Below are 24,549 nucleotides of genomic sequence, written 5' to 3' on the forward strand. Positions count from 1 at the left end.
GATGAGACCTGTCGCACCGCAGACGCTCGTGACGTTAGATGCGTTGTCGAAAACGTTTGGTGGTCATCGTGCGCTGAGCGATATTTCGCTGACGCTGCTGGCCGGAGAAGTGCACTGCCTTGCCGGGACCAATGGTTGTGGCAAAAGCACGCTCATTAAGGTGATTTCAGGCGTTCATGCGCCGGATGAGGGCAGCGAGATCCGTCTGGGCGAAGGGGAAATTTTGCCCCGCCTCTCGACCCAGCAGGCCAGAGACTTTGGTATACAGGTGATCTATCAGGATCTGTCTCTGTTCCCTAACCTGAGCGTGGCCGAAAACATTGCGTTTGAACACAACCTGCGTGGCCTGTTCGGCTGGCATCAGCGTAAAAGACTGCATGCCAGCGCCCGACGTATCGTTGACGAGCTTCAGTTTGAACTCGATCTCAACGAGAAAGTGGCGCACCTCTCCATTGCTCAGCGGCAACAGGTCGCGATTTGCCGGGCACTGGTTGCCGATGCCAGGCTGGTGATCATGGACGAACCCACAGCCTCGCTAACCCGAACAGAAGTGAATCAGCTGCTGCGCACGGTGCGCTATCTCAAACAGAAAAACATCTGTGTGGTGTTTGTCAGCCATCGACTAGATGAAGTACTGGAAATCTCCGATCGGGTGACGGTTATTCGGGATGGCCGCAGGGTTGGCAGCTGGCCAGCACAGGACATGACGCCGCACCGTCTGACGGAACTGATGACCGGACAGAAGCTGGAATATCCGTTGAAAAACGTCACGCGCAGGCGCGATCGCGTGTTGCTGGAAGTCGAGCACCTCAGCCGGAGCGGGCAGTACCACGACGTGAATTTTCGTTTGTACGAAGGCGAGGTGCTGGGGCTCTGTGGCCTGCTGGGTTCGGGTCGTACCGAGCTGGCTCTGTCGCTATTTGGTATGACCCAGCCCGACAGCGGCAAGATTTGGCTGGACACGAAACCGGTACGCTTCCGTAGCCATGAAGACGCCATCAAAGCCGGTATTGGCTATGTCTCAGAAGACCGTCTGACGCTGGGGCTGGTTCAGCAACAGTCGGTGGCCGATAACATGGTGTTGCCGATTCTCGATAAGCTGCAAAACCGCTTTCACCTGATTGATGAATACCGTAAGAACAGGCTAATCCTGCAGTGGATTCAGCAGCTTGGCGTCCGGGTTGCCGATCCCGAGCAGGCAATTTCCACGCTTTCCGGCGGCAACCAGCAAAAGATTGTTTTAGCCAAGTGGGTACTCACTCAACCTCGCCTGTTAATTCTTGACTCGCCCACCGTCGGCGTCGATGTCGGCGCGAAGGCCAGCATCTACCAGCTGATCCACGAACTGGCGCGAGAAGGCTTATCAATTATGTTGATTTCCGATGAAGTCCCGGAGGTCTGGCACAACTGCGACCGCATTTTGCATTTCCGCGAGGGGACGATCCATGCCGAATACCAGCCAGACCGAGTGCAAGAACAGCAACTGGCGGAGGTCATCAATGCCTGACTTATCCCGTTTACGTCCTCATTCCAGCCAGGGCTGGCTGACCTGGGTTTTACTGCTGTTTATTGGGGTGTTTTCGCTGTCCAGCGACCAGTTCCTCAGCGTACAAAACCTGCTGGATTTAGCCGAAAGCTATGCGGTCACCGGCATCTTCGCACTTGGGCTCTTTGTGGTGCTGGTCACCGGCGGCATCGATATCTCCTTTGCTGCCGTGGCCTCGGTGGTGCAGTACTTCATCGCCTCCCTGTTTGTGCACTATCAGTTTGATCACGCCCTGCTGAGTATTGGCCTGGCGGTGGCCTGCGGCACGCTGTTCGGCATGATCAACGCCTGGCTCATTACCTGGCTGCGGGTGGTCTCCATCATCATCACGATCAGCATGCAGTCGCTGCTGTTTGGGCTGCTGATGTGGTCAACCGGCGGACGCAGCCTCTATCAGTTGCCTGAATGGTGGATCACCCTTCGCAGCGTGCTGCCGTTTGAGTGGCAGGGCCAGACGTTTCAGCTTGGCCTGCCCCTGCTCGTCCTGCTGGTCATCGCCACCCTGACGGCCGTGTTACTCAACAAAACGCATCTGGGCCGCCAGCTTTATGCCGTGGGCGGTGATGCGGAGTCCGCGCGGCGCATCGGGATTCGCGTTGGTTTGATTCACCTCTTTGCCTACGGCTGGCTGGGGGCGATGGCGGCCATTGGCGGACTGGTGCAGGTTTATCGCATGGGTGAAGTGGTGCCAAACGCGTTGGTCGGCGGTGAACTGGATGTGCTGGCTGCCACCGTGCTGGGTGGTGCCAGCCTGATGGGCGGAAAAGGCACGGTCAGCGGCACCTTAATGGGGGTTTTCCTGATCGCCATTTTAAAGAACGGCCTCAACCTGATTGGCGTATCCAACTATTTCATGAACATCGTGGTCGGTGGCGTGATTATGGTCGCCATCGCCGTCACGCACTATAAAAAGCGCAAAGAGACTGACGTCAGCTTTGTCTGATGGGAGAAGCACACATGAAACCTTTAACTGCGTTGAAACCTGACGGTACCAATACCGGCCTGCTGCTGCTCATCGCGTTTGCGCTGGCGCTGTTCAGCATCCTGCTGCCCGGCCGTTTTTTTACCGATTCCACCTTTCTCAGCATGGCCTTTCAACTGCCTGAGCTGGGCTTGCTCACCCTGGCGATGTTTATTGCCATTCTGAGTGGCGGATTAAACCTGGCGATTATTACCACCGCCAATCTGACCAGCCTGTTCATCGCCTGGGTGCTACTCGGCATGTTGCCAGACGGGGCGGGAACCGGTCAGCAGCTGGCCTGGCTGCTGCTGGCGGTGCTGGGTGCCATGTTGATTGCTGCACTGATTGGCCTGATCACCGGCGTGATGGTAACCCGCATCGGTGCCCATCCCATTCTGGTGACCCTGGCCACGATGATTACCCTCAACGGCATCGGCATCTGGCTGACAAAAGGCGCCGCGGTGAGCGGCATGCCGCCGGTGGTGCGCGCTTTGGGCGCCGACACGCTGCTGGGCATTCCTCTGCCGCTGTGGGTCTTTTTCGTGGCCGCGGCGCTGCTGGCGGTGTTCCTGGGGAAAACCCGTGCAGGTAAGTGCATCTATATGGGCGGAAGCAACATTAATGCCACCTGGTTTAGCGGAATTAATACGCATCGCATGATCGTGCTGGTGTATGTGATTTCCAGCCTGCTATGCGTGCTGGCGGGGCTCGTGATGATGGCGCGATTTAACTCTGCGCGTATGGGCTATGGCGATGCGTACCTGCTGCTGACCGTGCTGGCCATTATTCTTGGCGGCACCGATCCCAACGGCGGTTTTGGCCGTGTGACCGGCGTCGTGCTGGCGCTGATTGCCCTGCAGATCCTCTCAACCGGCTTCAACCTGATGAATATCAGCCAGCACGTCAGCCTGGCGATGTGGGGCGCAGTGCTGATTGTGGTGCTGGCCGTGAAACAGGGTAAAGCCCGACTCAATGAACGCCGTGCCATGAAGCGCAGCAAGCGCCTGAGTGCGGTACTGAATCCTCTGACTGAGAAAAAGGAAGTATGATGCGAATTCAAATCTCCCCGTCGTTGATGTGTATGAACCTGATGGAGATCAAGCAGCAGTTGGCTGTGCTGAACACCCGCGCTGACTTCCTGCATGTTGATATCATGGATGGTCACTACGTCAAAAATATCACGCTCTCACCGTTCTTTATTGAGCAAATTCGCCCGCACACGCCAGTGGCTATCGATGTGCATTTGATGGTTGAGCAGCCCACCGATTTTATTGAGGCAGTCGCCAACGCCGGAGCGGACTATATTTGCCCGCACGCAGAGACGATCAATCGGGATGCCTTCCGGGTGATCAACCTGATTCGCAGTTTGGGGAAAAAACCGGGCGTGGTATTGAACCCCGCCACGCCGGTGTCCTTTATTCACCATTACCTGCATCTGCTGGATAAGATCACGGTGATGACGGTGGATCCGGGTTATGCCGGGCAACCCTTCATACCGGAAATGGTGGAGAAGATTCGGGCACTCAGTGCGTTAAAACGCGCCCACGGCCACCACTATTTGATTGAGATCGATGGCTCCTGTAATCAACGCACTTATCGCACCCTGCTGGAAGCCGGAGCGGAAGTGCTGATTGTCGGCACCTCGGGCCTGTTCAACCTGCATGACGATCTCTCCACCGCCTGGACAATGATGCGCGACAGTATTGATGCCGCGCAGGGACTGGCGCAGGAGTCTGCATGAAATCACGCTGGCTTGGCATTGATATTGGCGGCACCAGTACCCGTTTGCAGCTGATGGAAGAAGGCCGGAACTGGTGCGGCTTCCGTAAAGTGCCGACCGCCAGTTGGTCGCAACAGGCGGATGCGCTGGTCGCGCTTGGCGATCTGATTTGCGAAACGCTGGAGGCGCAGCCGGTAAGCGGGGTGATGCTTGGCCTGCCCGGCATTCTCAGTCGTGACCGCCAGCAGGTGATCTCGCTGCCCTTTATTCAGGCGCTGGATCAACAACCCGTCGTGGCACGGCTCAGCGCGCGCCTTGGCGTTCCGGTTGCCATGGATAAAGATGTGAACCACCTGATGCTGTGGGATCTGCTGCAGCTGGAGACGTTACCCAATAATGCCGTGGGGTTATATCCCGGCACCGGTCTGGGTAACAGCCTGTGGCTGGAAGGCCGCTTTTATCATGGTCATCATGGCGGCTCAGGCGAGCTGGGCCATATTCCGCTGGCGAACAACGACCTGCCCTGCCCGTGCGGCAACCGGGGCTGTGCCGAAACCCTGATATCCGGTCACTGGCTCAGCACCTGGGCGGCAGCACAACAGCCGGATACGGGGATTTCGCAACTCTTTACCCGGCATGGCGATCACCCTGATCTGCGGGCGTTTGTGCAGCGGCTGGCACAGCTGATCGCCAGCGAAATGAACATTCTGGATCCCGAGTACCTGATTCTGGGCGGTGGCGTACTGTCGATGGCGGATTTTCCCTTGGTGCAGTTGCGCAGCGCCATTCAGCAACATCTGCGACCGCCCGTTACGCGCCAGGGTTTAAAAATCGTTTTCAGCCATGCGACCGATCATACGGGCTGTCGCGGTGCCTGTCTGGCCGCCGAGCGCTGTTTTGGAGGGGAAAAATGAAAGGCAAAGTGTGCGTGTTCGGTTCCTTCAACCTGGATATCGTGGCAGGCATGGCCCGCTTTCCGCTACCGGGTGAATCATTAATTGCCCAGCACAGCATGATGGGGCCCGGCGGCAAAGGGGCGAATCAGGCCACCGCCGCGCTTCGTGCGGGCGCCCGGGTGCACTATATCGGCAAAGTGGGCAACGACGACTTCGGCATATTTGCCCGCCGGCATCTGGAAAAAACCGGCTTTGATGCCATTACGCTGTTCACCTGCAAAGAGAAACCCACCGGCAATGCGTTGATTTACGTGGCCGGTAATGACGCTGAGAATATGATTTCTGTTTATCCTGGGGCGAATCTCACCGTCAGCGCAGCGGAAGTGACGCGCTGCAGGCCGACTGTTGCCGCGGCGGATATTTTGCTGGTACAGCTGGAAAATAATCTGAGCGCGATTCAGCGCATGATCGATCATGCCCGGGCGGCAAATACCTTTGTCATCCTTAATCCGGCACCGTTTCAAAAAATCAGTGACGCTCTGCTGGCAAAGGTCGATCTGCTGACGCCCAACAGTACCGAAGCCATGCTGCTGACCGGCGTGAAGGTCACGGACCTCGCCAGCGCCCGGCAGGCCGCCCTTGTGCTGCACCGCAAGGGCGCACGTCAGGTAATTATTACCCTGGGTACGGCGGGGGCCTTACTGTCTGACGGGCAACAGCTGCTGCATATTCCGGTGTTTCCCGCCACGCCGCTTGATACAACCGGCGCGGGCGATGCCTTTAACGGTGCGCTGGCTGCCCGGCTGGCCGCCGGCGTTTCTCTGGAACAGGCTGCACTGTTCGCCGCAGCGTTTGCCTCCCTGTGCGTTGAACGACAGGGAGCCGCTCATGCTATGCCCGCTTATGCCGATGCACTGGCGCGCCTGCAGTCGCACCCGGAATGCGTGGCCGAGAGCGTGCTGGCCTGCGCGTAACATTCAGGCAGAGGCGCCTGGTGGCGCGTCTGCTCTGTACTCCATCAGAGCGTGAGCCAGCCTGCAATAAGCGCATGCTGCAATAACATAATGGTTTTGCCATCGCGGATGCGCCCCGCTTTCACCCACTGCATGGCCTCAGGAAACGTGATTTCCAGCACGTCGATGGCTTCATCCTCTACACCGCCGCCCGCATTTTCCCGCAGCGCGTCGTGATATTCAGCCGCAAAGAAATGCACCAGCTCGGTCACGCCGCCCGGCGACATGTAAACCGAATAGAGGGTTTCCACCTCGCCCACCGCATAGCCGGTTTCTTCAATGGCCTCTTTGCGAATGCAGTCTTCAGGCGAGTCATCATCCAGCAAGCCTGCACAGGCTTCAATCAACATACCGTCTTCATTACCGTTAACGTAGGTGGCAATGCGGAACTGGCGCGTCAGTACCACGCTGTTCTTGTCACGGTTATACAGCAGAATGGTGGCACCGTTGCCGCGGTCGTAAACTTCACGCTTGTGACGCACGAGTTCGCCCCGGTTGTCGGTAATCTCATAAGTGATATTACGCAGGACAAACCAGTTCTCTGACAGCAGCTTATCTTTGATGATGTTGATCTTGAAGGACATGGACGCTCCGCAGCGACAGAAAGGGAGCCTGAGATAATAGGACGTACGTTAAAAGAAAACTATCTGAATTACGGGCCTTGCGCACGTCATCGTCCATCCTCACAGGCAAAAAAAATGCCAGCACGCTGGCTGGCATTCTATGCGAAACGTCTCGGTTACGACGATTTACCGTCGTGCTCGTGATGATCGTGTTCGGTCGCTGCAATGGCGTTCACACGCTTACGCACGCCAAACCAGCCCAGTACCAGAATCACCGCAATCAACGGAATGGAGGCGATAGTATAGGTGCCGTTTGGATAGTCGAACGCCATCAATACCAGTACGCTGAACAGGAACAGCAGCGTCAGCCATGAGGTAAAAGGCGCGCCTGGCAGCTTGAAGCTGACGTCGTCTGCCTTGCCTTCTTTGATCGCTTTACGCAGGCGTAGCTGGCAAAGCACGATAAAGCCCCAGGAAGAGATAATGCCGAGTGACGCCACGTTTAATACGATCTCAAATACCTGAGACGGCACATAGTAGTTAAGCACCACGCCGATGATATAGACGCCGACGGTCACCAGAATCCCGGCATAGGGCACCTGCTGGCTGCTCATTTTAGACATGAACTTCGGTGCGGAACCGCCCATCGACATTGAGCGCAGAATACGGCCGGTCGAGTAGAGACCGGAGTTCAGGCTGGATAACGCCGCACTCAGCACCACAATATTCATAATGCTGCCAATGTAAGGCACGCCCAGCTTAGAGAAGAAGGTCACAAACGGACTTTGCCCAGCCTGGTAGGCATTCCACGGCAACAACATCACTAACAGCACCACGGAACCGACATAGAACAAACCAATACGCCAGATAACGCTGTTGATCGCCTTCGGCAACATGGTTTCCGGATCTTTACACTCGCCTGCTGCCGTACCGACCAGTTCAATCGAGGCGAAGGCAAATACGACGCCCTGCACCAGCACCAGCGCCGGCAACAGGCCGTGCGGGAACAAGCCGCCGTTATCCGTGATCAGGTGGAAGCCGGTTGCATTTCCATCGAGCGGTTTACCCGTGCCGAGGAACACGACACCGACAACCAGGAAAATGACAATCGCCAGCACTTTGACCAGCGCGAACCAAAACTCCATTTCGGCGAACCACTTTACGCCGATCATGTTCATGGTACCGACAATCGCCAGCGCCCCTAACGCAAATACCCACTGCGGCACATCACCAAACGCGCCCCAGTAATGCATATAAAGCGCAACGGCAGTGATATCCACAATCCCGGTCATGGCCCAGTTAACAAAGTACATCCAGCCCGCCACATAAGAGGCTTTCTCGCCCATGAACTCACGAGCATAGGAGACAAAGCTTCCGCTGCTGGGACGGTGTAAAACCAGTTCGCCCAGTGCGCGCAGGATGAAGAATGAGAAGATACCGCAGACCAGATAGATGATGGCGAGGGCCGGGCCTGCCGCCTGTAAACGGGCGCCTGCGCCCAGAAACAGCCCCGTACCGATGGCTCCCCCGATGGCAATCATCTGCACGTGACGATTGCCCATGGCCTTCTTATAGCCGGAGTCGTGGGAATTGAGCCAGCGTCGTTTCGCAGCGCGCATGTCCGCTGCGGATTTCTTTGTAGATTTCATAGCCTTCCTGTTTGTCCTGACCATAAGTCATAGCGCATCCAAACGATTGCGTTCAGCACTGCGAAATGGGTTGTCTTCCTCTGTGCGTCCGCCTGTGAGTTTACGGAAAGCGGCGCGGGAATTTACGGCGATGAATCCTAACCGTTATGTAACATCGAAGCAAAATATACCGAGGGGATATGCGGGACGATTTGTAAAAAATTTTTCTGAGATCACAAAAAAACCGGCCATTGGCTGGCCGGTAAACACTACAGGGATGGAATAGAGAGGGTTTAGCGGTAAATCTCTGCGGTGCCGGTCCAGAGGCTGGAATCACCCGGCGTGTTCACACCGATGACCCGGAAGTGGCTGGCGCCTTCGGCTTTCGCCTGTTGTGAAAGCTGGCGAGTCACATCGTCAAGTGAACCATTTACGCTGGAAACAGAGACGCTGCCGATTTTTTGCAGATCCTGTGCCTCGCGTTGGTCCACCGCCGTGGCGGCCAAGGTAGAAAATGACGCAGTGGCCAACAGGGCGGCGGTGAGGTAAGCAGGTAATCGTTTCATAAATACTCCTGTACTCGCGTTGGTCGCTGTGGTTAAACACGTTATTGATTATTGGCGAGACAATGCAAGGCAACCTTTGTGAGTTGTAAAGCTGTGCGAGTAATGGTCGGTCTGACGTCGGGATTCCTGGGAAACGTCAATCCGGGTGAGTAAAGCTGCTGAACGGTCTCATTTCGGGCTATTTCATGACAGGTCGCCTGGCGTCCTCTGCCACCTCTTTTATCCTTCCCTGTTACTGAAGGGGTTATTTGTTGTGATTGTTAAACGCTCTGTTACCCGAAGTATTGCGCAGTCTTTAACGCTGATTGTGTTGCTGGCTTTGCTGACAACCGGTCTGGCTCTGCTCACCCTTTCCAGCAGCCTGCGTGACGCGGAAGCCATTAATCTGGCCGGTTCGCTACGGATGCAGAGTTACCGGCTGGCCTGGGATGCCAGGCTGGAGCCTCGCCTGCTGGTAGCGCATCTGGCGCAGTTCCAGCACACCCTTGATGCCCCCGTTTTACAAGGCCTCGACCGCCCCTGGGTGCCACATAAAGTTATTAACCACTATCAACGTTTGCGCGCGGGCTGGCCGGAGTTAGCTCAGCATCTTGATGCCGATGCAGCAGAAGCCTGGCAGCTTCAAATGCCGGTCTACGTGGGGGAAATTGACCGCTTTGTCCTGGAACTGCAGCGTTATGCTGAACTGAAAATGCGGGTGGTGGCGATCAGTAGCCTGACGGGCCTGGTGGCGATCGTGGCGCTGGCGTTGATGACGATACGCTTTACCCGTCAGCAGGTCGTTAAGCCGCTGAACGCGCTGGTCACCGCCAGTCGTTATGTGGAAAAGGGCAATTTTGCGTTCCCGCCTCTGCACGTCGAGCAGCAGAATGAACTTAAGGTGCTGTCACACACCTTTAGCAGCATGGCCGCCCAGTTGCACGCGCACTATCAGCTTCTGGAGCAGCGGGTCCGCGATAAAACCCGGGATCTGACCCAGGCAAACCGCACGCTTTCGCTGCTCTATCAGAGCTCTCAGATTTTAACGCGCGGCCCCCTGCATCCGGCTCTGTTCGACAGCGTGTTAGCCAGCGTGCTTGACAGAGAAAAGCTTGCGTTTATCCGCATGGAAGGTGAGCAGTTTACCTTTGAGTCCGGGCAAATCGCCCCTTCTCAGGCCTGGCATCAGTTACCCTTGCAGCAGGGCGATCACCCTATTGGCACCCTGCACTGGCAAACGACCGTTACGACGCCGCCTGCAGCATTAATGCAGAGCCTGGCGGCAATGCTGGCCCGGTCAGTCTGGATCTGGCAGACCCAAAAACAGCAGCAGCAGATGCTATTAATTGAAGAGCGCGCCACCATTGCACGCGAGCTGCATGATTCGCTGGCTCAGGCACTGACCTACCTGCGTATTCAACTGACGCTGCTGCGGCGCACTGTCGATGCGCGCGATAGGGCAGCACATGACATTATTGCCGAATTCGATCTTGCGCTGGCTGAAGCTTACCGTCAGCTCCGTGAGTTGCTTGCCACCTTCCGTTTAACGATTGAAAAATCCGATCTGATGGCCGCACTGCACGCAATGATCGCCTCCTTGCAGAAGCAGTCTGAGGCCGACATCCATTTCACCTGCCAGCCAGGGCTTGAGGCGCTGGATGCTCAACAGCAGGTACACGTACTCCAGATTGCCCGCGAGGCGCTGCTTAACGCCATTCGCCATGCAAATGCACAGATGATTACCCTCGACTATCAGCACTCAGATGAAGGCGAACATATACTGAGCGTGACGGATGATGGTATTGGGATCGGCACGACAGAGGAACCGCAGGGGCATTACGGGCTGACGACCATGACGGAGCGGGCTGAACGGCTAGCCGGATCCTTACAGATTAAGGCACAGCCACGCGGAACACGTGTCACACTGCGCTTTCCATCGCGTCCGGCGCTGCCGCGTGAGTAGTGCTGTTGCCCGCCATTGTGTATTTTAATAACATCCTGAGATCATACAAGATGTGGCAGATCAACACCTGAAGGCAGAATTAACCATTACAATCAACATTCTGCGCATCACCATTCTGGAACGGTCTGGAAAGCCGATCGTTCGCATTGCCCGTACCGCCGTCTGACATCCAGTGCACAGGGAGCTAACATGGCACAACCTGCTTTAACCATTATGATCGTGGACGATCATCCCCTTATGCGCCGCGGCATCCGCCAGCTACTGGCGCTGGAGCCGCAGTTGCAGGTCATCGCTGAAGCCAGTAACGGGACTGAAGCGCTGGCGGAAGCCCGCCGTCTGACACCGGATATCATCCTGCTCGATCTCAACATGAAAGGGATGTCAGGGCTGGATACGTTAAAAGCGCTTCGTCATGAAGGCATCAGCTCACGTATTCTGGTGCTGACGGTCTCTGACGCGCGCAGTGACATTTACGCCCTGGTGGATGCAGGAGCGGACGGCTATTTACTCAAAGACAGCGAACCCGAAATCTTGTTGCGCCAGATCATGCAGGCCCTACAGGGTGAGACGGTGTTTAGCGATGCGGTAAGGCACGCTCTGTCCATGCGACATAACAGTGACGATCCCTTCCGCTTGCTGACCGAACGCGAACGCGGCGTGATGCAGGAAGTGGCGCGGGGCTTGTCCAATAAAGACGTGGCTCATGCACTTCATATCTCGGAAGAAACGGTGAAGGTCCACATTCGTAATGTCCTGCGCAAACTTGATGTACGTTCACGCGTTGCTGCAACAATTATGTGGATTGAGCGCCGAAACAGTTGATAAAAAACGCGCAAACTTACACATTCTCTACAATTTCTCCACTTTTCAAACCCGCCTCGCACGTAAAGTAGAGTCCTACCCGTGCGTGGTTTGCGTGGATTTTTCCGTGCGTCACGCGCTGCATCGCTCATATTAATAATAAAAGCAGTGAGGAGTGTCGGTTCAATGTCGAATTTCTTTATCGACCGCCCAATTTTCGCCTGGGTTTTGGCTATTTTATTGTGTCTTTGCGGCACGCTCGCCATTATTTCACTTCCTGTTGAGCAATATCCCGATCTCGCCCCGCCCAACGTGCGTATTACCGCCACTTATCCCGGCGCCTCAGCGCAAACGCTGGAAAATACCGTCACTCAGGTTATCGAACAGAACATGACCGGTATCGATAACCTGATGTATATGTCCTCCAACAGCAGTAATACCGGCCAGGCGCAAATCACCCTCACCTTTACCGCGGGTACCAATCCTGATGAAGCCCGTCAGCAGGTTCAGAATCAGTTGCAGTCGGCCCTGCGCCAGTTACCTCAACCGGTGCAGTCACAAGGGGTGACCGTCAATAAAACCGGCGACAGTAACATTTTGATGGTGGCGTTTGTCTCAACTGACGGCAGCATGAACAAACAAGATATTGCTGATTATGTCGCCAGTAATATTCAGGAGCCCTTAAGCCGTATTGATGGGGTGGGTGAAGTGGATGCCTACGGTACGCAATATGCTATGCGCATCTGGCTCGATCCCTACAAGCTAACCGCCTATGCCCTGACCACCGATGATGTGGTCAATGCCATCAAATCCCAGAATACCCAGGTTGCAGTGGGCCAGGTGGGCGGGCTACCGGCCGTCAATAATCAGGCGCTGAACGCCACGGTGAACGCGCAGGCGATGCTGCAAACCCCCGACCAGTTTAAAGCGATTACCCTGAAGAATAATCCCGATGGCTCCGTGGTGACGCTAGGTGATGTCGCAACGGTGGCGCTCGGCGCTGAAAAATACGATTCCCTCAGCCGCTATAATGGCCAGTCCGCCTCCGGCCTGGGCATAAAACTGGCCTCCGGTGCCAACGAGATGAACACCGATAAACTGGTGCGGGGGCGGCTGGATGAATTATCACACTATTTTCCGCACGGGCTGGAAGCGAAAATCGCGTATGAAACCACGCCCTTTGTTAAAGCCTCTATCACCGACGTGGTCAAAACCCTGCTGGAAGCTATTCTGCTGGTATTTGGCGTGATGTATCTGTTTATGCAGAACTTCCGGGCCACGTTAATCCCTACCATCGCGGTGCCCGTCGTGCTGCTTGGCACCTTTTGTGTGATCTTTGCCTTCGGCTACAGCATCAACACCCTGACCATGTTCGCTATGGTGCTGGCGATAGGCCTGCTCGTGGACGATGCGATTGTGGTCGTGGAGAACGTTGAACGTATCATGAGCGAGGAAGGGATCTCGCCGCGCGCTGCCACCCGCAAATCGATGGGGCAAATCCAGGGGGCACTGGTCGGAATTGCGCTGGTACTCTCCGCCGTATTTATTCCTATGGCCTTTTTTGGTGGCACCGTCGGGGCAATCTACCGCCAGTTTTCGGTGACTATTGTCTCCGCCATGATCCTGTCGGTGTTGGTCGCGATGATCCTGACACCCGCCCTGTGTGCCACGCTGCTTAAGCCCATCGCCAAAGGGGAACATCACGGCGAGCGCGGCTTCTTTCGCTGGTTTAACCACCATTTCAACCGCAACGCCGACCGCTATCAGCGTGGTGTCGCCCACATTCTGCGCACGGGCGGCCGCTGGCTGCTGTTGTATGTGGGGATTATTGGCATCATGGCGTTCCTGTTTCTTCATCTGCCTTCGTCTTTTCTGCCCCAGGAAGATCGGGGCATGATTTTGACCCAGGTCCAGCTTCCCGCCGGTTCCAGCATGAATCAGACCTCGGCGGTAGTGGCAAAAGTGGAAAAGTACTACCTGACGAAAGAGAAAGATAACGTGCTGTCGGTCTTCTCAACGATCGGTTCCGGCCCTGGCGGGAACGGGCAGAACGTCGCGCGTCTGTTTATTCGTTTGAAAGACTGGGGTGACAGACCCGGGGCCGATCGCACGTCGTTCGCCATCATTAAGCGCGCCGGAAAAGCGTTCAAACACATCAATGAGGCCACGGTCATTGCGAGCAGTCCGCCGGCGATTACCGGTCTGGGCAGCTCATCGGGCTTTGACCTGGAAATACAGGATCATGGCGGCATCGGGCATGACAAGCTCATGGCGATGCGCGACATGCTGCTCGACAAGGCCAGCAAAGATAAGCTCCTGTCCCGTGTCCGTCATAACGGCCTTGATGACAGCCCGCAGTTGCAAATTGATATTGATGAGCGCAAAGCCCAGGCATTGGGCGTATCACTGGATACCATTAACGACACGCTAGCCACTGCCTGGGGCTCAAGCTACGTGAACGACTTTCTGGATCGTGGACGGGTAAAAAAAGTGTATGTACAGGCTGATGCGCCCTATCGCATGCTGCCCGGCGATGTCGATAAATGGTACGTGCGTAACAGCAGTGGCACCATGGTGCCCTTCTCGGCATTTGCCACCAGCCGCTGGCAAACCGGTTCACCGCGTCTGGAACGCTATAACGGCTACTCCTCCCTGGAAATCGTGGGGGAAGCCGCAGAGGGCGTGAGTAGCGGTACAGCGATGAATGAAATGGAGAAACTGGTCGAATCCCTGCCGCTTGGCGTGGGTTTCCAGTGGACGGGAGCATCCTATCAGGAGCGGTTATCGGGCTCTCAGGCACCCGCGCTGTATGTGGTTTCGCTGCTGGTTGTCTTCCTCTGCCTGGCAGCCCTGTATGAAAGCTGGTCGATCCCGTTCTCTGTCATGCTGGTCGTCCCGCTTGGCGTGATCGGTGCGCTGATTGCCACCTGGACGCGCGGGCTGGAGAACGACGTCTATTTCCAGGTGGGCTTGCTGACCGTGGTCGGGCTTTCGGCCAAGAACGCCATCCTGATTGTCGAGTTTGCTAACGAGCTTAACAGTAAGGGAGGCGAACTGATTGAATCGACGCTGGCGGCGTCACGCCAGCGCCTGCGGCCGATCCTGATGACGTCGCTGGCCTTTATCTTCGGTGTGCTGCCGATGGCGATCAGCAGCGGCGCAGGCTCCGGCAGTCAGCATTCTGTGGGAACGGGCGTGATGGGCGGGATGATTTCTGCCACGATTCTGGCCATTCTGTTTGTGCCGCTGTTCTTTGTGCTGGTGCGTCGCCGCTTTCCCCTGAAAGAGAAGCATCGGGACTGATTAACCCGCTTTCCTGACGGCGCCTCAATCAGGCAAAAAAAACGGCCTCTGTTCGCAGCGGCCGTTTTATTCGTGTGTGTGGTCAGAATTACAGCAGAGGGGAAAGTGCCCTGCTTTTCTCCTCACGTGTTACTTGTTGCGTAACATCGCTTCGATGAATTCTTTCCAGTTCCCCATTTCGGTGTCAATCATAGAACCCTCTCTTATTGTAGTGGCAATATTACGCCTTTTTTTTCGCCTGGTGAATACGTTTACACCTGTCATTACTATCGGCAAAGGCGACAAAAAGCTGAGTATTTTCTGATCTGCTGGCTGACGCACACTTCAGCAAGGGCCTAAGCTGACAGGTTTTAATGCGGTTTTGACCAGGACGTAGCCTAAAAATCGCAATTAAGGAAATTCTTAATTCCGAAATGATAAACCGCGAAATCATTAGAGGCAAAACTGAAACCGTTTACCCCTGACGGGAAACGCCTCCATGCAGGGTATTTTTCGGTACAGGCGCGATCGGGCGGATGCTGCATCAGATCACACTATGGTAAACTCCAGAGCTGATTTTAATGACAGGAGCAGGCGATGAGCGCGCAGTGGGTCATGTTTGGGATTAAAAATTGCGACACGATTAAAAAAGCACGTCGCTGTTTAGAGGCGGCGGGCGTGGACTATCGCTTCCATGATTATCGTGCTGACGGCCTGACCGGTGACCAGCTGCAGCAGTTTATCGACGTACTGGGCTATCAGGATCTGCTCAACACGCGCGGCACGACCTGGCGTAAGCTGCCCGAGGCAGAGCGCGAGGCCGTCACCGATGCCGCCAGTGCAAAAGCGCTGATGCTGGCCCAGCCCGCTATCATCAAGCGCCCTGTCCTGCGCGCACCCGACGGCTCGCTGCTGCTGGGCTTCAGCGAATCTCTTTACCAGAATCGTCTTCAGGAGAAGTCATAATATGTTTTGTCCGGTCATTGAGCTGACGCAGCAGCTTATTCGTCGCCCTTCTCTCAGCCCCGATGACGCCGGATGTCAGGCGCTGCTGATTGCACGCCTGGAAGCGATAGGTTTCCACATCGAAACCATGAACATCAACGACACGCTGAATTTCTGGGCCACGCGCGGCGAAGGCGAAACCCTGGCGTTTGCCGGCCACACCGATATTGTTCCCCCGGGCGATGCCAGCCGCTGGATTAATCCCCCGTTTGAACCCACCATCCGCGACGGCATGCTGTTTGGGCGCGGTGCAGCGGATATGAAAGGATCGCTGGCCGCCATGGTTGTTGCCGCCGAGCGGTTTGTCGCCGTTCATCCTCATCACAAGGGGCGTCTGGCCTTTTTAATTACGTCTGACGAAGAAGCCAGCGGCGCGAACGGAACGGTAAAAGTGGTTGAGCGCCTCATGGCGCGTAACGAGCGTCTGGATTATTGCCTGGTCGGAGAACCTTCCAGCAACGAAGTCGTGGGTGACGTCGTGAAAAATGGTCGTCGTGGCTCCATCACCGCGAACCTGACCGTGCATGGCGTACAGGGCCATGTAGCCTATCCCCAACTGGCGGATAATCCCGTGCACCGTGCTCTGCCGGCGCTTAACGAGCTGGTCGCCACGGAATGGGATCAGGGTAACGCCTTTTTCCCGGCCACCAGCATGCAGATCGCCAACATTCAGGCGGGAACCGGCAGTAACAACGTCATCCCCGGCGAGCTGTTTGTGCAGTTCAACTTCCGTTTCAGTACGGAACTCACCGATACCCTGATTCAGCAGCGTGTCGCAGAACTGCTGGACCGCCATCAGTTGCGTTACACCATTGAGTGGAAGCTTTCCGGCCAGCCATTCCTGACCTCACGCGGCAAGCTGGTTGATGCCGTGGTCAACGCCGTTACGCACTATAATGAAATTAAGCCGCAGTTGCAGACTTCTGGTGGAACCTCTGACGGACGTTTTATCGCTCGTATGGGCTCGCAGGTGGTGGAACTGGGTCCGGTGAATGCCACGATTCACAAAATTAACGAATGCGTGAAAGCATCAGACTTACAAATGCTGAGTCGGATGTATCAACGCATCATGGAACAATTGATCGCCTGACAGCGAGGGAAGGAGCGGGCCTATGGAGTTTATTAAAGATTACTGGTGGATCCTGGTGATCCTGCTGATGGTGGGCGTGTTAATGAACGTCTATAAAGATCTGAAACGCATCGATCATAAAAAATTTATGGATAACAAACCCGATCTCCCGCCTCATCGTGATTTCAACGACAAGTGGGACGAGGACGACAACTGGCCGAAGAAAAAATAACGGTCATGCGCCCCCGCCATCGCGAGGGCGCGCGGTTACATCATCATAATGACATCGTCATCGCCAGGTTTTGCCCCGCCTGAGGCTTCATCGAAGTAACGTTTCGGCACGGTATACTGCAAATGATGCAGCGCAAAATCCATGCTGCGCTGATCGATGGCATGCGCCAAATCCTCTACGATATTCAGCGTGACATCACCGCCTAGCGCGGTTAAACGCTGTTCCGCCTGTTGCGCCTGCATCAGCGGGATATGGTCATCATAATCACCATGGATCAGATGCACGGTAGTCCGCGTGCTGGCCTTTTCCGGTAGCGTCACAAAGCGACCGCTAAAGGCAACCGCCCGGCCAGCCAGATCGTCGTGGGCTTTGATGCCTTCCAGCACCATGCTGGCCCCCTGTGAAAACCCCACCAGTGCCGTGGCTTCGGGACGCACCCCGCTTTTCTGCTGCCAGTGACGCACGGACTCGACAAACTGCGGCATGCTGCTGTCTACACAGGCCTGCTCGCTTTTATCATGCAGGCCGGCTTCGTTAAACCATTGACCGCCCGGCCCCGGCGATCCCACCGACACCACCAGCGCCGCCGGAAACGTTTTAGCAAACCAGCTGCCAATTTGGCCCATCGCGTCGGGATTGTCCCCCACGGCATGATAAAGCAGAAACAGCTGGGCAGCCTGAGTGGGCTGCTGAACAATTACATATTTCAGTGTCATATCGACCTCCTGCGACTACTCTACGCCCCCGGGCGCAGGATGATAGTGGGAATATTTGAATGTCTTGGTGGATTTATTGCAATTGCTCACGCAACGCTTCGCCTTCTCTGCCGGGTAACGCCAGTAGCGCAGCGGCGGCTTCAGCGCGTAAGGCCGTAATCAGCGTCTTGCGTCCGTTGAGCCGGGCAGACTGAGCCAGTTCAGCCAGGCTGGTGTCGGCATTCACCGCCTGTCGCAGGAGCGGCAAAGGCTGCTGGCTGATGCCAACCAGCCGCTGAAGCACCGCCAGGCTCGCTTCCAGCGGGCGTTGCGCCCAGGCAAAACCGGCGGCCAGCCAGGCATCGTGCCGGGTAAACGCGTGGTCACAGGCTGCCGGTAGCGGCAGGTCCAGCGGAATATGCGGTCTGAGCAGCGGCCAGTCACGGGCCAGGCTTCCCTCCGCCTTCTGCTGCAGCGCTTTGCCGGCCGTCGTCAGCCCCAGCACGGCCATCGCCGCATAACAACCGCTGCTGGCTTCTCGCTGACTGCCAATTCGCGCCAGCGTAAAGCCACAGGCTTGCCAGAAAGCCCAGAGAGGTTCAGTGTAGCCAAAGCTGACCGAGAGGTAATCATATCCGGCGGCATCCGCGCAGGCGGCGGCCACCAGTTGCTTACCGATTCCCCGGCGGCGCGCAGGTGCGGCAATGGCAATCCGGCTAATTCGCAAGGCGCGCAGCGTGGCGGCTTCCGTCAGCCCGGCGTGCGCGGCCAGCGACTGCGCCACCAGATTACCGCGAGGCCGCCTGTGGCCCGCCCATACCGCTTGCGCCAGTTCATCCGTCAGCCCGCCCTCTTCTACCAGCCATAGCGCGCCCTGTAGCGCCGGAACCTCGCCCGCCAGCCACAGATGCATGCCTGGCGCATCCAACAGGCGACGCAGATCCAGCGGTGAGGTGCGGTAATGCGCACTGGTCAGCAGTTGGTAAGCCGCCTGCTGGGCGGCGAAATCAGACGCCTCTGCTCGCCGGGGCGCACGCTCCTCCAGGGACGGGGTTTCAGCGGCATCCTCAAACAGCAGAGCCTGGTTGAGCCAGTGTTCCAGGGGATCGTGGCGAGCCCAGCGTAACGGTTCGTCCAGCGTAAAGTAGCGCACCTGCTGCAGCTCAGCGCAGAACTTGAGCATAAAGCCACGGCCGCTGCCTTCGTAACCCTGAATGGTCGTTACCAGCAACACGCGCGGGAAACGTGCTACCAGCGCATGGAGCAGCGGAGCGGGAATGGCCGCGGCTTCATCCACGATGAGCCAGTCAAACTCAGGCTGGTCGGGCAGCGCCAGAATCGCATCCGGTGCCATAAACCGATAATGTTCTCCGGCGAAAGAGGCTAACACTGTGGTGGTAATTTTTGCCGGTGCGGTTACCAGGCAGCGCGTATTCTGTCGCGCCAGCATGCCTGCGAGCGCCGATTTGCCTCTGCCGCGCGCGGCGGTGATGACCGCCACGCCAGCGGAAAAATGCGCCAGCTCTTGCAGAATGCTTTGCTGCTGACTCGCGGCCTGACAGTGCCAGGCCGGCCGTGACGACCAGTTGGGCAGCGCGAGCGGCTGCGGCTGCTGATGCAACAGCGCCTGCTTATCGTCTTCCGTCAGGCGTTGCAGGTGATGGACAAAATGGGGCGTGGCAATCGGCTCGCTGACATCAGCCCAGCGCAGGCTGTCCGCATCGGGCTGCTGCGCCCAGCGCGCCCAGGGGGGCACTAACAGAAGCAGCCAGCTACCGGCCGTCAGCGTTCCGGCCAGCGCCGCCAGCGCCTCGGCATGGAACCCCTGACGGGCATCAAACACGGCATGATGGAATTCACGCCCCAGCAGCGTACGAAATGCGGTCGGGGCGCAGTGCGTGCCGGTTTCCGGCGGGTTATCGCTCAGCCACAGCCAGTCGCCTTCCAGCGTCTGGCTCCATGAGAGCGCGGTGTCCCGGCACCAGTCGGCTTCGCCGCCGATCACGGCCAGCCGCCGTATACCGGCGGCCTGCATGGCGCAGGTCGCTGCTTTCAGGTTCATCCTTTAAGAGCAAAGGTGTCGCACTGGCCAGGGTTACCGCTGTCGAATCCGCGTTTGAACCAGGTATACCGCTGCGCGGACGTACCATGCGTAAAGCTTTCCGGCACAACCCGGCCCTGGGTTTTCTGCTGCAGACGATCGTCACCAATGGCTTCGGCTGCGTTTAACGCTTCCTGTAAATCCCCCACTTCGAGGATTTTTTCCTGTTCCATATAGTGGCCCCAGACGCCCGCAAAGCAGTCGGCCTGAAGCTCCATTTTCACGGACAGTTGATTAATCTGAGTCTGGCTGGCCCCCTGCTGCATCTGACGTACCCGGGGTTCAATGCCCAGCAACTTCTGCACATGGTGGCCGACTTCATGCGCAATGACATAGCCCTGGGCAAAATCGCCGCCTGCCCCAAGCTTGTTTTTCATTTCGTCATAGAATGACAGATCGATATAAACAGTCTGGTCTGCCGGGCAGTAAAAGGGCCCCATAACAGACTGTCCGGTGCCGCAGCCGGTGCGCGTAGCGCCGCGATACATCACCAGCTTCGGCGGCGTATACTGTTTGTTCATCTGTTTGAACAACTTGTCCCAGGTGTCTTCGGTTGTCGCCAGCATGACCGACGTAAACTTTGCCGCCTCATCCTGATTCGGGTTGGCGGTGCGCTGCTGCTGTTGGTTGCCCGATGTCACCTCGCCCCCGGTCAGCAACGGGGTCAGGTCATAACCGTAATAACCCGCCACCGCGACCAGAATCAGCATGATAATGCCCGCCTTGCCGCGTGGCAGAGGAATGCGTCCTCCCCGGTTACCGGATGACTGATTACGGCGATCTTCGACATTGTCGCTTTCGCGACGTCCTTGCCAGCGCATGGTTTTTGCTCCCTGTGGCGTATTAACTCAGATGGCATGATTTTAGATGCGTGACGGCGCAATCACCAGCTTTACACCAAAATGAAAAAGGAGAGCCTGCGCTCTCCTTTTCGTGACCTGCTGAGCGTTACTCAGTCAAGTTTGACGCCCAGGCGACGGGCTACCGCTTCATAGGCTTCAATCAGGCCACCCAGGCTCTGACGGAAACGGTCTTTGTCCATTTTATCCAGGGTTTCTTTGTCCCACAGGCGCGCACCATCGGGTGAGAATTCGTCCCCCAGTACCACTTCGCCGTTGAACAGGCCAAACTCCAGCTTGAAGTCCACCAGAATCAAACCTGCCTTATCAAACAGGTTGCTCAGTACGTCGTTGGCTTTATAGGTCAGCTCACGCATACGGGCCAGATTCTCTTTGCTGACCCAACCAAAGGTTTCGCAGTAAGATTCGTTAACCATCGGATCGTGTTTAGCATCGTCCTTCAGGAACAGGTCGAACAGCGGCGGGTTCAGCACAATCCCTTCTTCGACGCCAAGACGCTTCACCAGCGAACCGGCCGCACGGTTACGGATTACGCATTCGACCGGGACCATGTCCAGCTTTTTCACCAGCGCTTCGTTATCTGACAGCAGGGCTTCCATCTGTGTCGGGATGCCCGCTTCCTGCAGCTTCGTCATGATGAAATGGTTGAACTTGTTATTCACCATGCCCTTGCGATCAAACTGCTCAATGCGGGCGCCGTCGCCTGCTGATGTATCGTTGCGGAATTCAAGTATCAGCAGATCCGGGTTATCGGTGCTGTATACGGTTTTCGCTTTACCGCGATACAACTCAGCTCGCTTTTGCATCTTATTTAACTCCAAACATGAAAGATCCGGTTCTGAGGCAGGCATTTTGCGTTGATTGCCGTGACGCAATCGATTACCTCGTCTCGCGCTATTATGCCAAAAAACGAAATAAAAAGGCCGGAGAATCTCCGGCCTGGGGTAATTTTTTATTTGTTCATTGCGGCCTGGAACACTGCCACGAGCGCGTCGTTTTGCGCCTGCGTCAGCACATGGCCTTTAGGATCAATAAATTGCAGGCTGGTACGGTTGTCGAGGTCACCAACCTGAACCTTGTAATCGCCGTTTGGCAACTCAGGATCTTTGGCGCCCACGCTGTCCCAGGTGCTGCTGCCCGGCGCTTTGTAGGTCACTTTCATGCTGCCGGTTGAGCGCGTGCTGTCGGTGACGTCCATTCCTACACGGCTCATGGCCGCAGGCAGACGCTGCCAGGCAACATTGAACGGCGTGCGTAACACCAGCATAGGCAGGCCGGTGTCGTCGGCACCGCTTTGCACATCAATCGCACCACTGACGCGGCCGGCGGCAGCGTTTTCATTCGCGGTGGCGATCTTGTCCATCCCTGCGGCGATGTCGTTCAGCATCTGCGCGGTATAACGCTGAATCTGCACTGGCGAGGTCACGCTGTTGCCTTCCTGCTGCAGCTCCAGCAGACGGACGGTCAGGACCTGCTGATAACTCTGCGACTGAACGCTGATTTGGTAACGACCACGGTACTGCTTATCTTCGTCTGCACGGTTCCACTGTACCCAGTCGGTGGTCAGCTGTTGTCCGGCGTCATTACGGGAAGCGATCGGGAAGTTATTAGACTGGACGACACCCACAACCTGCGACCAAATCGATCCGCGGCTGTTATCAAACATCAGCACACCAGTGTTATTACTGAACTGGGCGCGTGAGCCGTTCATCAGAGCCAGAGGCTGGGCTGGTGGACGAATATCTAGCTGCTTGCCAACCGGTGCTTTGCTGGTTGAAGGCGGAATATCGTATTCCCCGTTCTGGACAGGCAGAATCATGCCCGACGGTGCCTTCAGCTCCCGCAGACCACTGGCCTGCAGGTAGGACTCATCACCGCTGACCTGGCGTTTGTAACGCTGATCGTTCGAACAGGCCGACAATAGCATCAGGGTGGAAAGCCCCACCACTGTTGCAATCGTTGACCGCTTTACTGAGTAATTCATTCAAACTCCCTAAATTATCGCAAACCCGCTTTCACCAGCGCCTGCTCCACTTTCGGCTGTGCAACCGCAGTCAGTGGTGTCATTGGCAGACGCAGCGTGTCATTAGCGATTAATCCTAGCTGTTTTGCCGCCCATTTAACCGGGATTGGATTAGGTTCACAGAAAAGCGTCTGGTGCAGGTGCATCAGACGCTGATTGAGACGGCGAGCTTCAACGAAATTACCCTGCTGTGCGAGCCTGCACAGCTCGGCCATTTCGCGTGCTGCTATGTTAGCCGTCACCGAAATGACGCCTTTGCCGCCCAGTTGCATAAAGTCCAGTGCGCTGGCATCGTCGCCGCTCACCAGGATGAACTCATCATTAACCAGCTCTTGGATCTGGCTGACACGGGATAAGTTCCCCGTTGCCTCTTTGATTCCGATAATATTTTTGATTTCGGCGAGGCGGGCAACGGTTTCCGGCAACATATCACAGCCGGTGCGCGAAGGTACGTTATACAGCATTTGTGGCAGGCTGGTACTGTCGGCAATCGCTTTAAAGTGCTGAAACAGGCCTTCCTGCGTGGGGCGGTTATAGTAAGGCGTGACGGTGAGGCAGCCAATAACGCCAGAATTTTCAAAGCGTTTGGTTAGAGAGATGCCTTCAGCGGTGGCATTCGCACCGGTTCCGGCAATCACGGGAATACGCCCATCCGCCAGTTCCAGGGTTTGCAGCACGACATCACCATGTTCGTCATGGCTCAGCGTGGCAGACTCGCCGGTGGTGCCGACGGAAACGATCGCCGCCGTACCGCTGGCGACATGGTAATCAATCAGTTTTCTCAAACTCGCACGGCAGACATTACCTTTGTCATCCATCGGCGTAACGAGTGCAACAATACTTCCCGTAAACATTGGCGATCCCCTCGACAAACAAGTGCTTCATGGTACGTTTTACACTTAGGGAAAAGCAAGCAAGCTCCGCTATTCCCGCGCTTGTCAGCAGTTTTTTTTATGTTTACCTTATGGTTATTAGCAAATGCACAGGGAATCCTATTTTGCAGCAATCTCAACCCCACCACTTGGTGATCACCGCACTGGGTGTTGACCGCCCGGGTATCGTCAATACGATTACCCGTCACGTCAGCAGTTGCGGTTGCAACATCGAAGACAGTCGCCTTGCCATGCTTGGGGATGAATTCACGTTCATTATGCTGCTGTCCGGTAGCTGGAACGCCATTACGCTGATTGAGTCAACGCTGCCGCTTAAAGGCGCAGAGCTGGAGCTGCTCATCGTGATGAAACGCACCCATGCGACCGCCCGCCCTCCGATGCCGGATACGGCGTTTATTCAGGTCGAAGTCGCTGACTCACCGCATATTATTGAGCGCTTTACGGATTTAACGGACAAGCACCTGATGAACATCGCTGAACTGGTGTCACGCATTCAGCCAGCCCAGCACGACAGGCCCGCTACGCTCTATATTCAGATGACGGCGCACAGCCCGACGCGGAGCGATGGTCCGGCCTTTGAGCAGGCCTTTAATGAATTATGCCAGGAGCTTAACGCGCAGGGTTCGTTGCGTCTCTACAGCCTGAGCGATGCCGATAATCGTGAACTGGCCGCACCCGGCAGGTAAAGACGAGCGCCCCCGTGACTGTTCTGCTACGTTAAAAGTGCAGTCAGGTGAGGAATACGTCTGAAAC

23 protein-coding genes are annotated in these 24,549 nt (G+C 56.4%); 13 read left to right on the plus strand and 10 right to left on the minus strand.

All coding sequences use genetic code 11. The features are described from left to right. Position 1 precedes the first annotated feature (1 nt). The 6 genes from DFO57_RS18550 to DFO57_RS18575 are packed head-to-tail and all read left to right on the plus strand — an operon-like array spanning position 2 to position 6,097. Positions 2-1,507, plus strand: coding sequence for a sugar ABC transporter ATP-binding protein (locus tag DFO57_RS18550; RefSeq protein WP_013026664.1), 1,506 nt, complete (start codon positions 2-4; stop codon positions 1,505-1,507). Then, the gene (locus DFO57_RS18555) at positions 1,500-2,489 is read left to right on the plus strand and encodes an ABC transporter permease (protein ID WP_022623478.1); all 990 of its coding nucleotides are present in this window, start codon (positions 1,500-1,502) and stop codon (positions 2,487-2,489) included. Before DFO57_RS18550 ends, DFO57_RS18555 begins: the two co-directional genes overlap by 8 nt. A 14-nt stretch (positions 2,490-2,503) precedes the next feature. Further along, on the plus strand, positions 2,504-3,556 hold the full coding sequence (locus DFO57_RS18560) for an ABC transporter permease (RefSeq protein WP_072138199.1): 1,053 nt from the start codon (positions 2,504-2,506) through the stop codon (positions 3,554-3,556). Beyond that, positions 3,556-4,248 carry a D-allulose 6-phosphate 3-epimerase gene (gene alsE / locus DFO57_RS18565; protein ID WP_015699768.1) on the plus strand — a complete coding sequence of 231 codons (693 nt, stop codon included), beginning with the start codon at positions 3,556-3,558 and terminating at the stop codon, positions 4,246-4,248. Before DFO57_RS18560 ends, alsE begins: the two co-directional genes overlap by 1 nt. Beyond that, the gene (gene alsK, locus DFO57_RS18570; protein WP_014594269.1) at positions 4,245-5,141 is read left to right on the plus strand and encodes an allose kinase; all 897 of its coding nucleotides are present in this window, start codon (positions 4,245-4,247) and stop codon (positions 5,139-5,141) included. Before alsE ends, alsK begins: the two co-directional genes overlap by 4 nt. Next, the gene (locus tag DFO57_RS18575) at positions 5,138-6,097 is read left to right on the plus strand and encodes a ribokinase (RefSeq protein WP_013026668.1); all 960 of its coding nucleotides are present in this window, start codon (positions 5,138-5,140) and stop codon (positions 6,095-6,097) included. The genes alsK and DFO57_RS18575 overlap by 4 nt, the downstream gene beginning before the upstream one ends. A 44-nt stretch (positions 6,098-6,141) precedes the next feature. On the opposite strand, the gene nudK is transcribed toward DFO57_RS18575, so the two are convergent. The 3 genes from nudK to DFO57_RS18590 form a co-directional block, all read right to left on the minus strand. After that, a complete protein-coding gene (gene nudK / locus DFO57_RS18580; protein ID WP_013026669.1) occupies positions 6,142-6,720 on the minus strand; it encodes a GDP-mannose pyrophosphatase NudK in 579 nt (192 codons plus the stop codon). A gap of 155 nt (positions 6,721-6,875) precedes the next feature. Beyond that, positions 6,876-8,348: an L-asparagine permease gene (gene ansP, locus DFO57_RS18585; RefSeq protein ID WP_014605303.1), complete on the minus strand. Its 1,473-nt coding sequence runs from the start codon at positions 8,346-8,348 to the stop codon at positions 6,876-6,878. A gap of 272 nt (positions 8,349-8,620) precedes the next feature. Further along, complete coding sequence (locus tag DFO57_RS18590; protein ID WP_013026671.1) at positions 8,621-8,893, minus strand: DUF1471 domain-containing protein; 273 nt, start codon at positions 8,891-8,893, stop codon at positions 8,621-8,623. A gap of 253 nt (positions 8,894-9,146) precedes the next feature. On the opposite strand from DFO57_RS18590, the gene narQ reads away from it, so the two are divergent. The 3 genes from narQ (at position 9,147) to acrD (ending at position 14,939) form a co-directional block, all read left to right on the plus strand. Next, positions 9,147-10,835: a nitrate/nitrite two-component system sensor histidine kinase NarQ gene (gene narQ / locus DFO57_RS18595; protein ID WP_110015580.1), complete on the plus strand. Its 1,689-nt coding sequence runs from the start codon at positions 9,147-9,149 to the stop codon at positions 10,833-10,835. Positions 10,836-11,024: 189 nt separating this feature from the next. Continuing rightward, complete coding sequence (locus DFO57_RS18600) at positions 11,025-11,657, plus strand: response regulator (protein WP_013026673.1); 633 nt, start codon at positions 11,025-11,027, stop codon at positions 11,655-11,657. A 165-nt stretch (positions 11,658-11,822) separates the two neighbouring features. Continuing rightward, entirely contained in the window at positions 11,823-14,939 is a 3,117-nt protein-coding gene (gene acrD / locus DFO57_RS18605) for a multidrug efflux RND transporter permease AcrD (protein ID WP_110015581.1), read from the plus strand. A 129-nt stretch (positions 14,940-15,068) separates the two neighbouring features. On the opposite strand, the gene ypfM is transcribed toward acrD, so the two are convergent. Continuing rightward, complete coding sequence (gene ypfM, locus DFO57_RS23110; RefSeq protein WP_022623485.1) at positions 15,069-15,203, minus strand: protein YpfM; 135 nt, start codon at positions 15,201-15,203, stop codon at positions 15,069-15,071. Positions 15,204-15,515: 312 nt separating this feature from the next. Here ypfM and DFO57_RS18615 point away from each other — a divergent pair, with 312 nt between their 5' ends. The 3 genes from DFO57_RS18615 to DFO57_RS18625 are packed head-to-tail and all read left to right on the plus strand — an operon-like array spanning position 15,516 to position 17,224. Further along, complete coding sequence (locus DFO57_RS18615; protein ID WP_014605300.1) at positions 15,516-15,884, plus strand: ArsC family reductase; 369 nt, start codon at positions 15,516-15,518, stop codon at positions 15,882-15,884. Between the two features lies 1 nt (position 15,885). After that, positions 15,886-17,013: a succinyl-diaminopimelate desuccinylase gene (gene dapE, locus DFO57_RS18620; RefSeq protein ID WP_013026676.1), complete on the plus strand. Its 1,128-nt coding sequence runs from the start codon at positions 15,886-15,888 to the stop codon at positions 17,011-17,013. Between the two features lie 22 nt (positions 17,014-17,035). Continuing rightward, positions 17,036-17,224 (plus strand): YpfN family protein, encoded by a 189-nt coding sequence (locus tag DFO57_RS18625; protein WP_013026677.1) that lies wholly within the window; start codon positions 17,036-17,038, stop codon positions 17,222-17,224. 35 nt (positions 17,225-17,259) lie between these two features. Here DFO57_RS18625 and ypfH read toward each other — a convergent pair whose 3' ends face one another. The 6 genes from ypfH to dapA form a co-directional block, all read right to left on the minus strand. After that, a complete protein-coding gene (ypfH, locus tag DFO57_RS18630; RefSeq protein ID WP_014605298.1) occupies positions 17,260-17,940 on the minus strand; it encodes an esterase in 681 nt (226 codons plus the stop codon). A 73-nt stretch (positions 17,941-18,013) separates the two neighbouring features. Next, complete coding sequence (locus DFO57_RS18635) at positions 18,014-19,981, minus strand: tRNA(Met) cytidine acetyltransferase TmcA (RefSeq protein WP_110015582.1); 1,968 nt, start codon at positions 19,979-19,981, stop codon at positions 18,014-18,016. Continuing rightward, positions 19,978-20,841 carry a neutral zinc metallopeptidase gene (locus DFO57_RS18640; protein WP_110015583.1) on the minus strand — a complete coding sequence of 288 codons (864 nt, stop codon included), beginning with the start codon at positions 20,839-20,841 and terminating at the stop codon, positions 19,978-19,980. The genes DFO57_RS18635 and DFO57_RS18640 overlap by 4 nt, the downstream gene beginning before the upstream one ends. A 131-nt stretch (positions 20,842-20,972) precedes the next feature. After that, positions 20,973-21,686 (minus strand): phosphoribosylaminoimidazolesuccinocarboxamide synthase, encoded by a 714-nt coding sequence (gene purC, locus DFO57_RS18645; RefSeq protein ID WP_014605296.1) that lies wholly within the window; start codon positions 21,684-21,686, stop codon positions 20,973-20,975. A gap of 146 nt (positions 21,687-21,832) precedes the next feature. Further along, on the minus strand, positions 21,833-22,864 hold the full coding sequence (gene bamC / locus DFO57_RS18650; RefSeq protein ID WP_015699760.1) for an outer membrane protein assembly factor BamC: 1,032 nt from the start codon (positions 22,862-22,864) through the stop codon (positions 21,833-21,835). A 14-nt stretch (positions 22,865-22,878) separates the two neighbouring features. Then, positions 22,879-23,757, minus strand: a complete 879-nt coding sequence (gene dapA / locus DFO57_RS18655; RefSeq protein WP_014594282.1) for a 4-hydroxy-tetrahydrodipicolinate synthase — start codon at positions 23,755-23,757, stop codon at positions 22,879-22,881. A 143-nt stretch (positions 23,758-23,900) separates the two neighbouring features. Here dapA and DFO57_RS18660 point away from each other — a divergent pair, with 143 nt between their 5' ends. After that, complete coding sequence (locus DFO57_RS18660) at positions 23,901-24,482, plus strand: glycine cleavage system transcriptional repressor (RefSeq protein ID WP_089517136.1); 582 nt, start codon at positions 23,901-23,903, stop codon at positions 24,480-24,482. Positions 24,483-24,549 lie beyond the last annotated feature (67 nt).

Source organism: Pantoea sp. AG702, assembly GCF_003182295.1.
Classification (GTDB): domain Bacteria; phylum Pseudomonadota; class Gammaproteobacteria; order Enterobacterales; family Enterobacteriaceae; genus Pantoea; species Pantoea ananatis.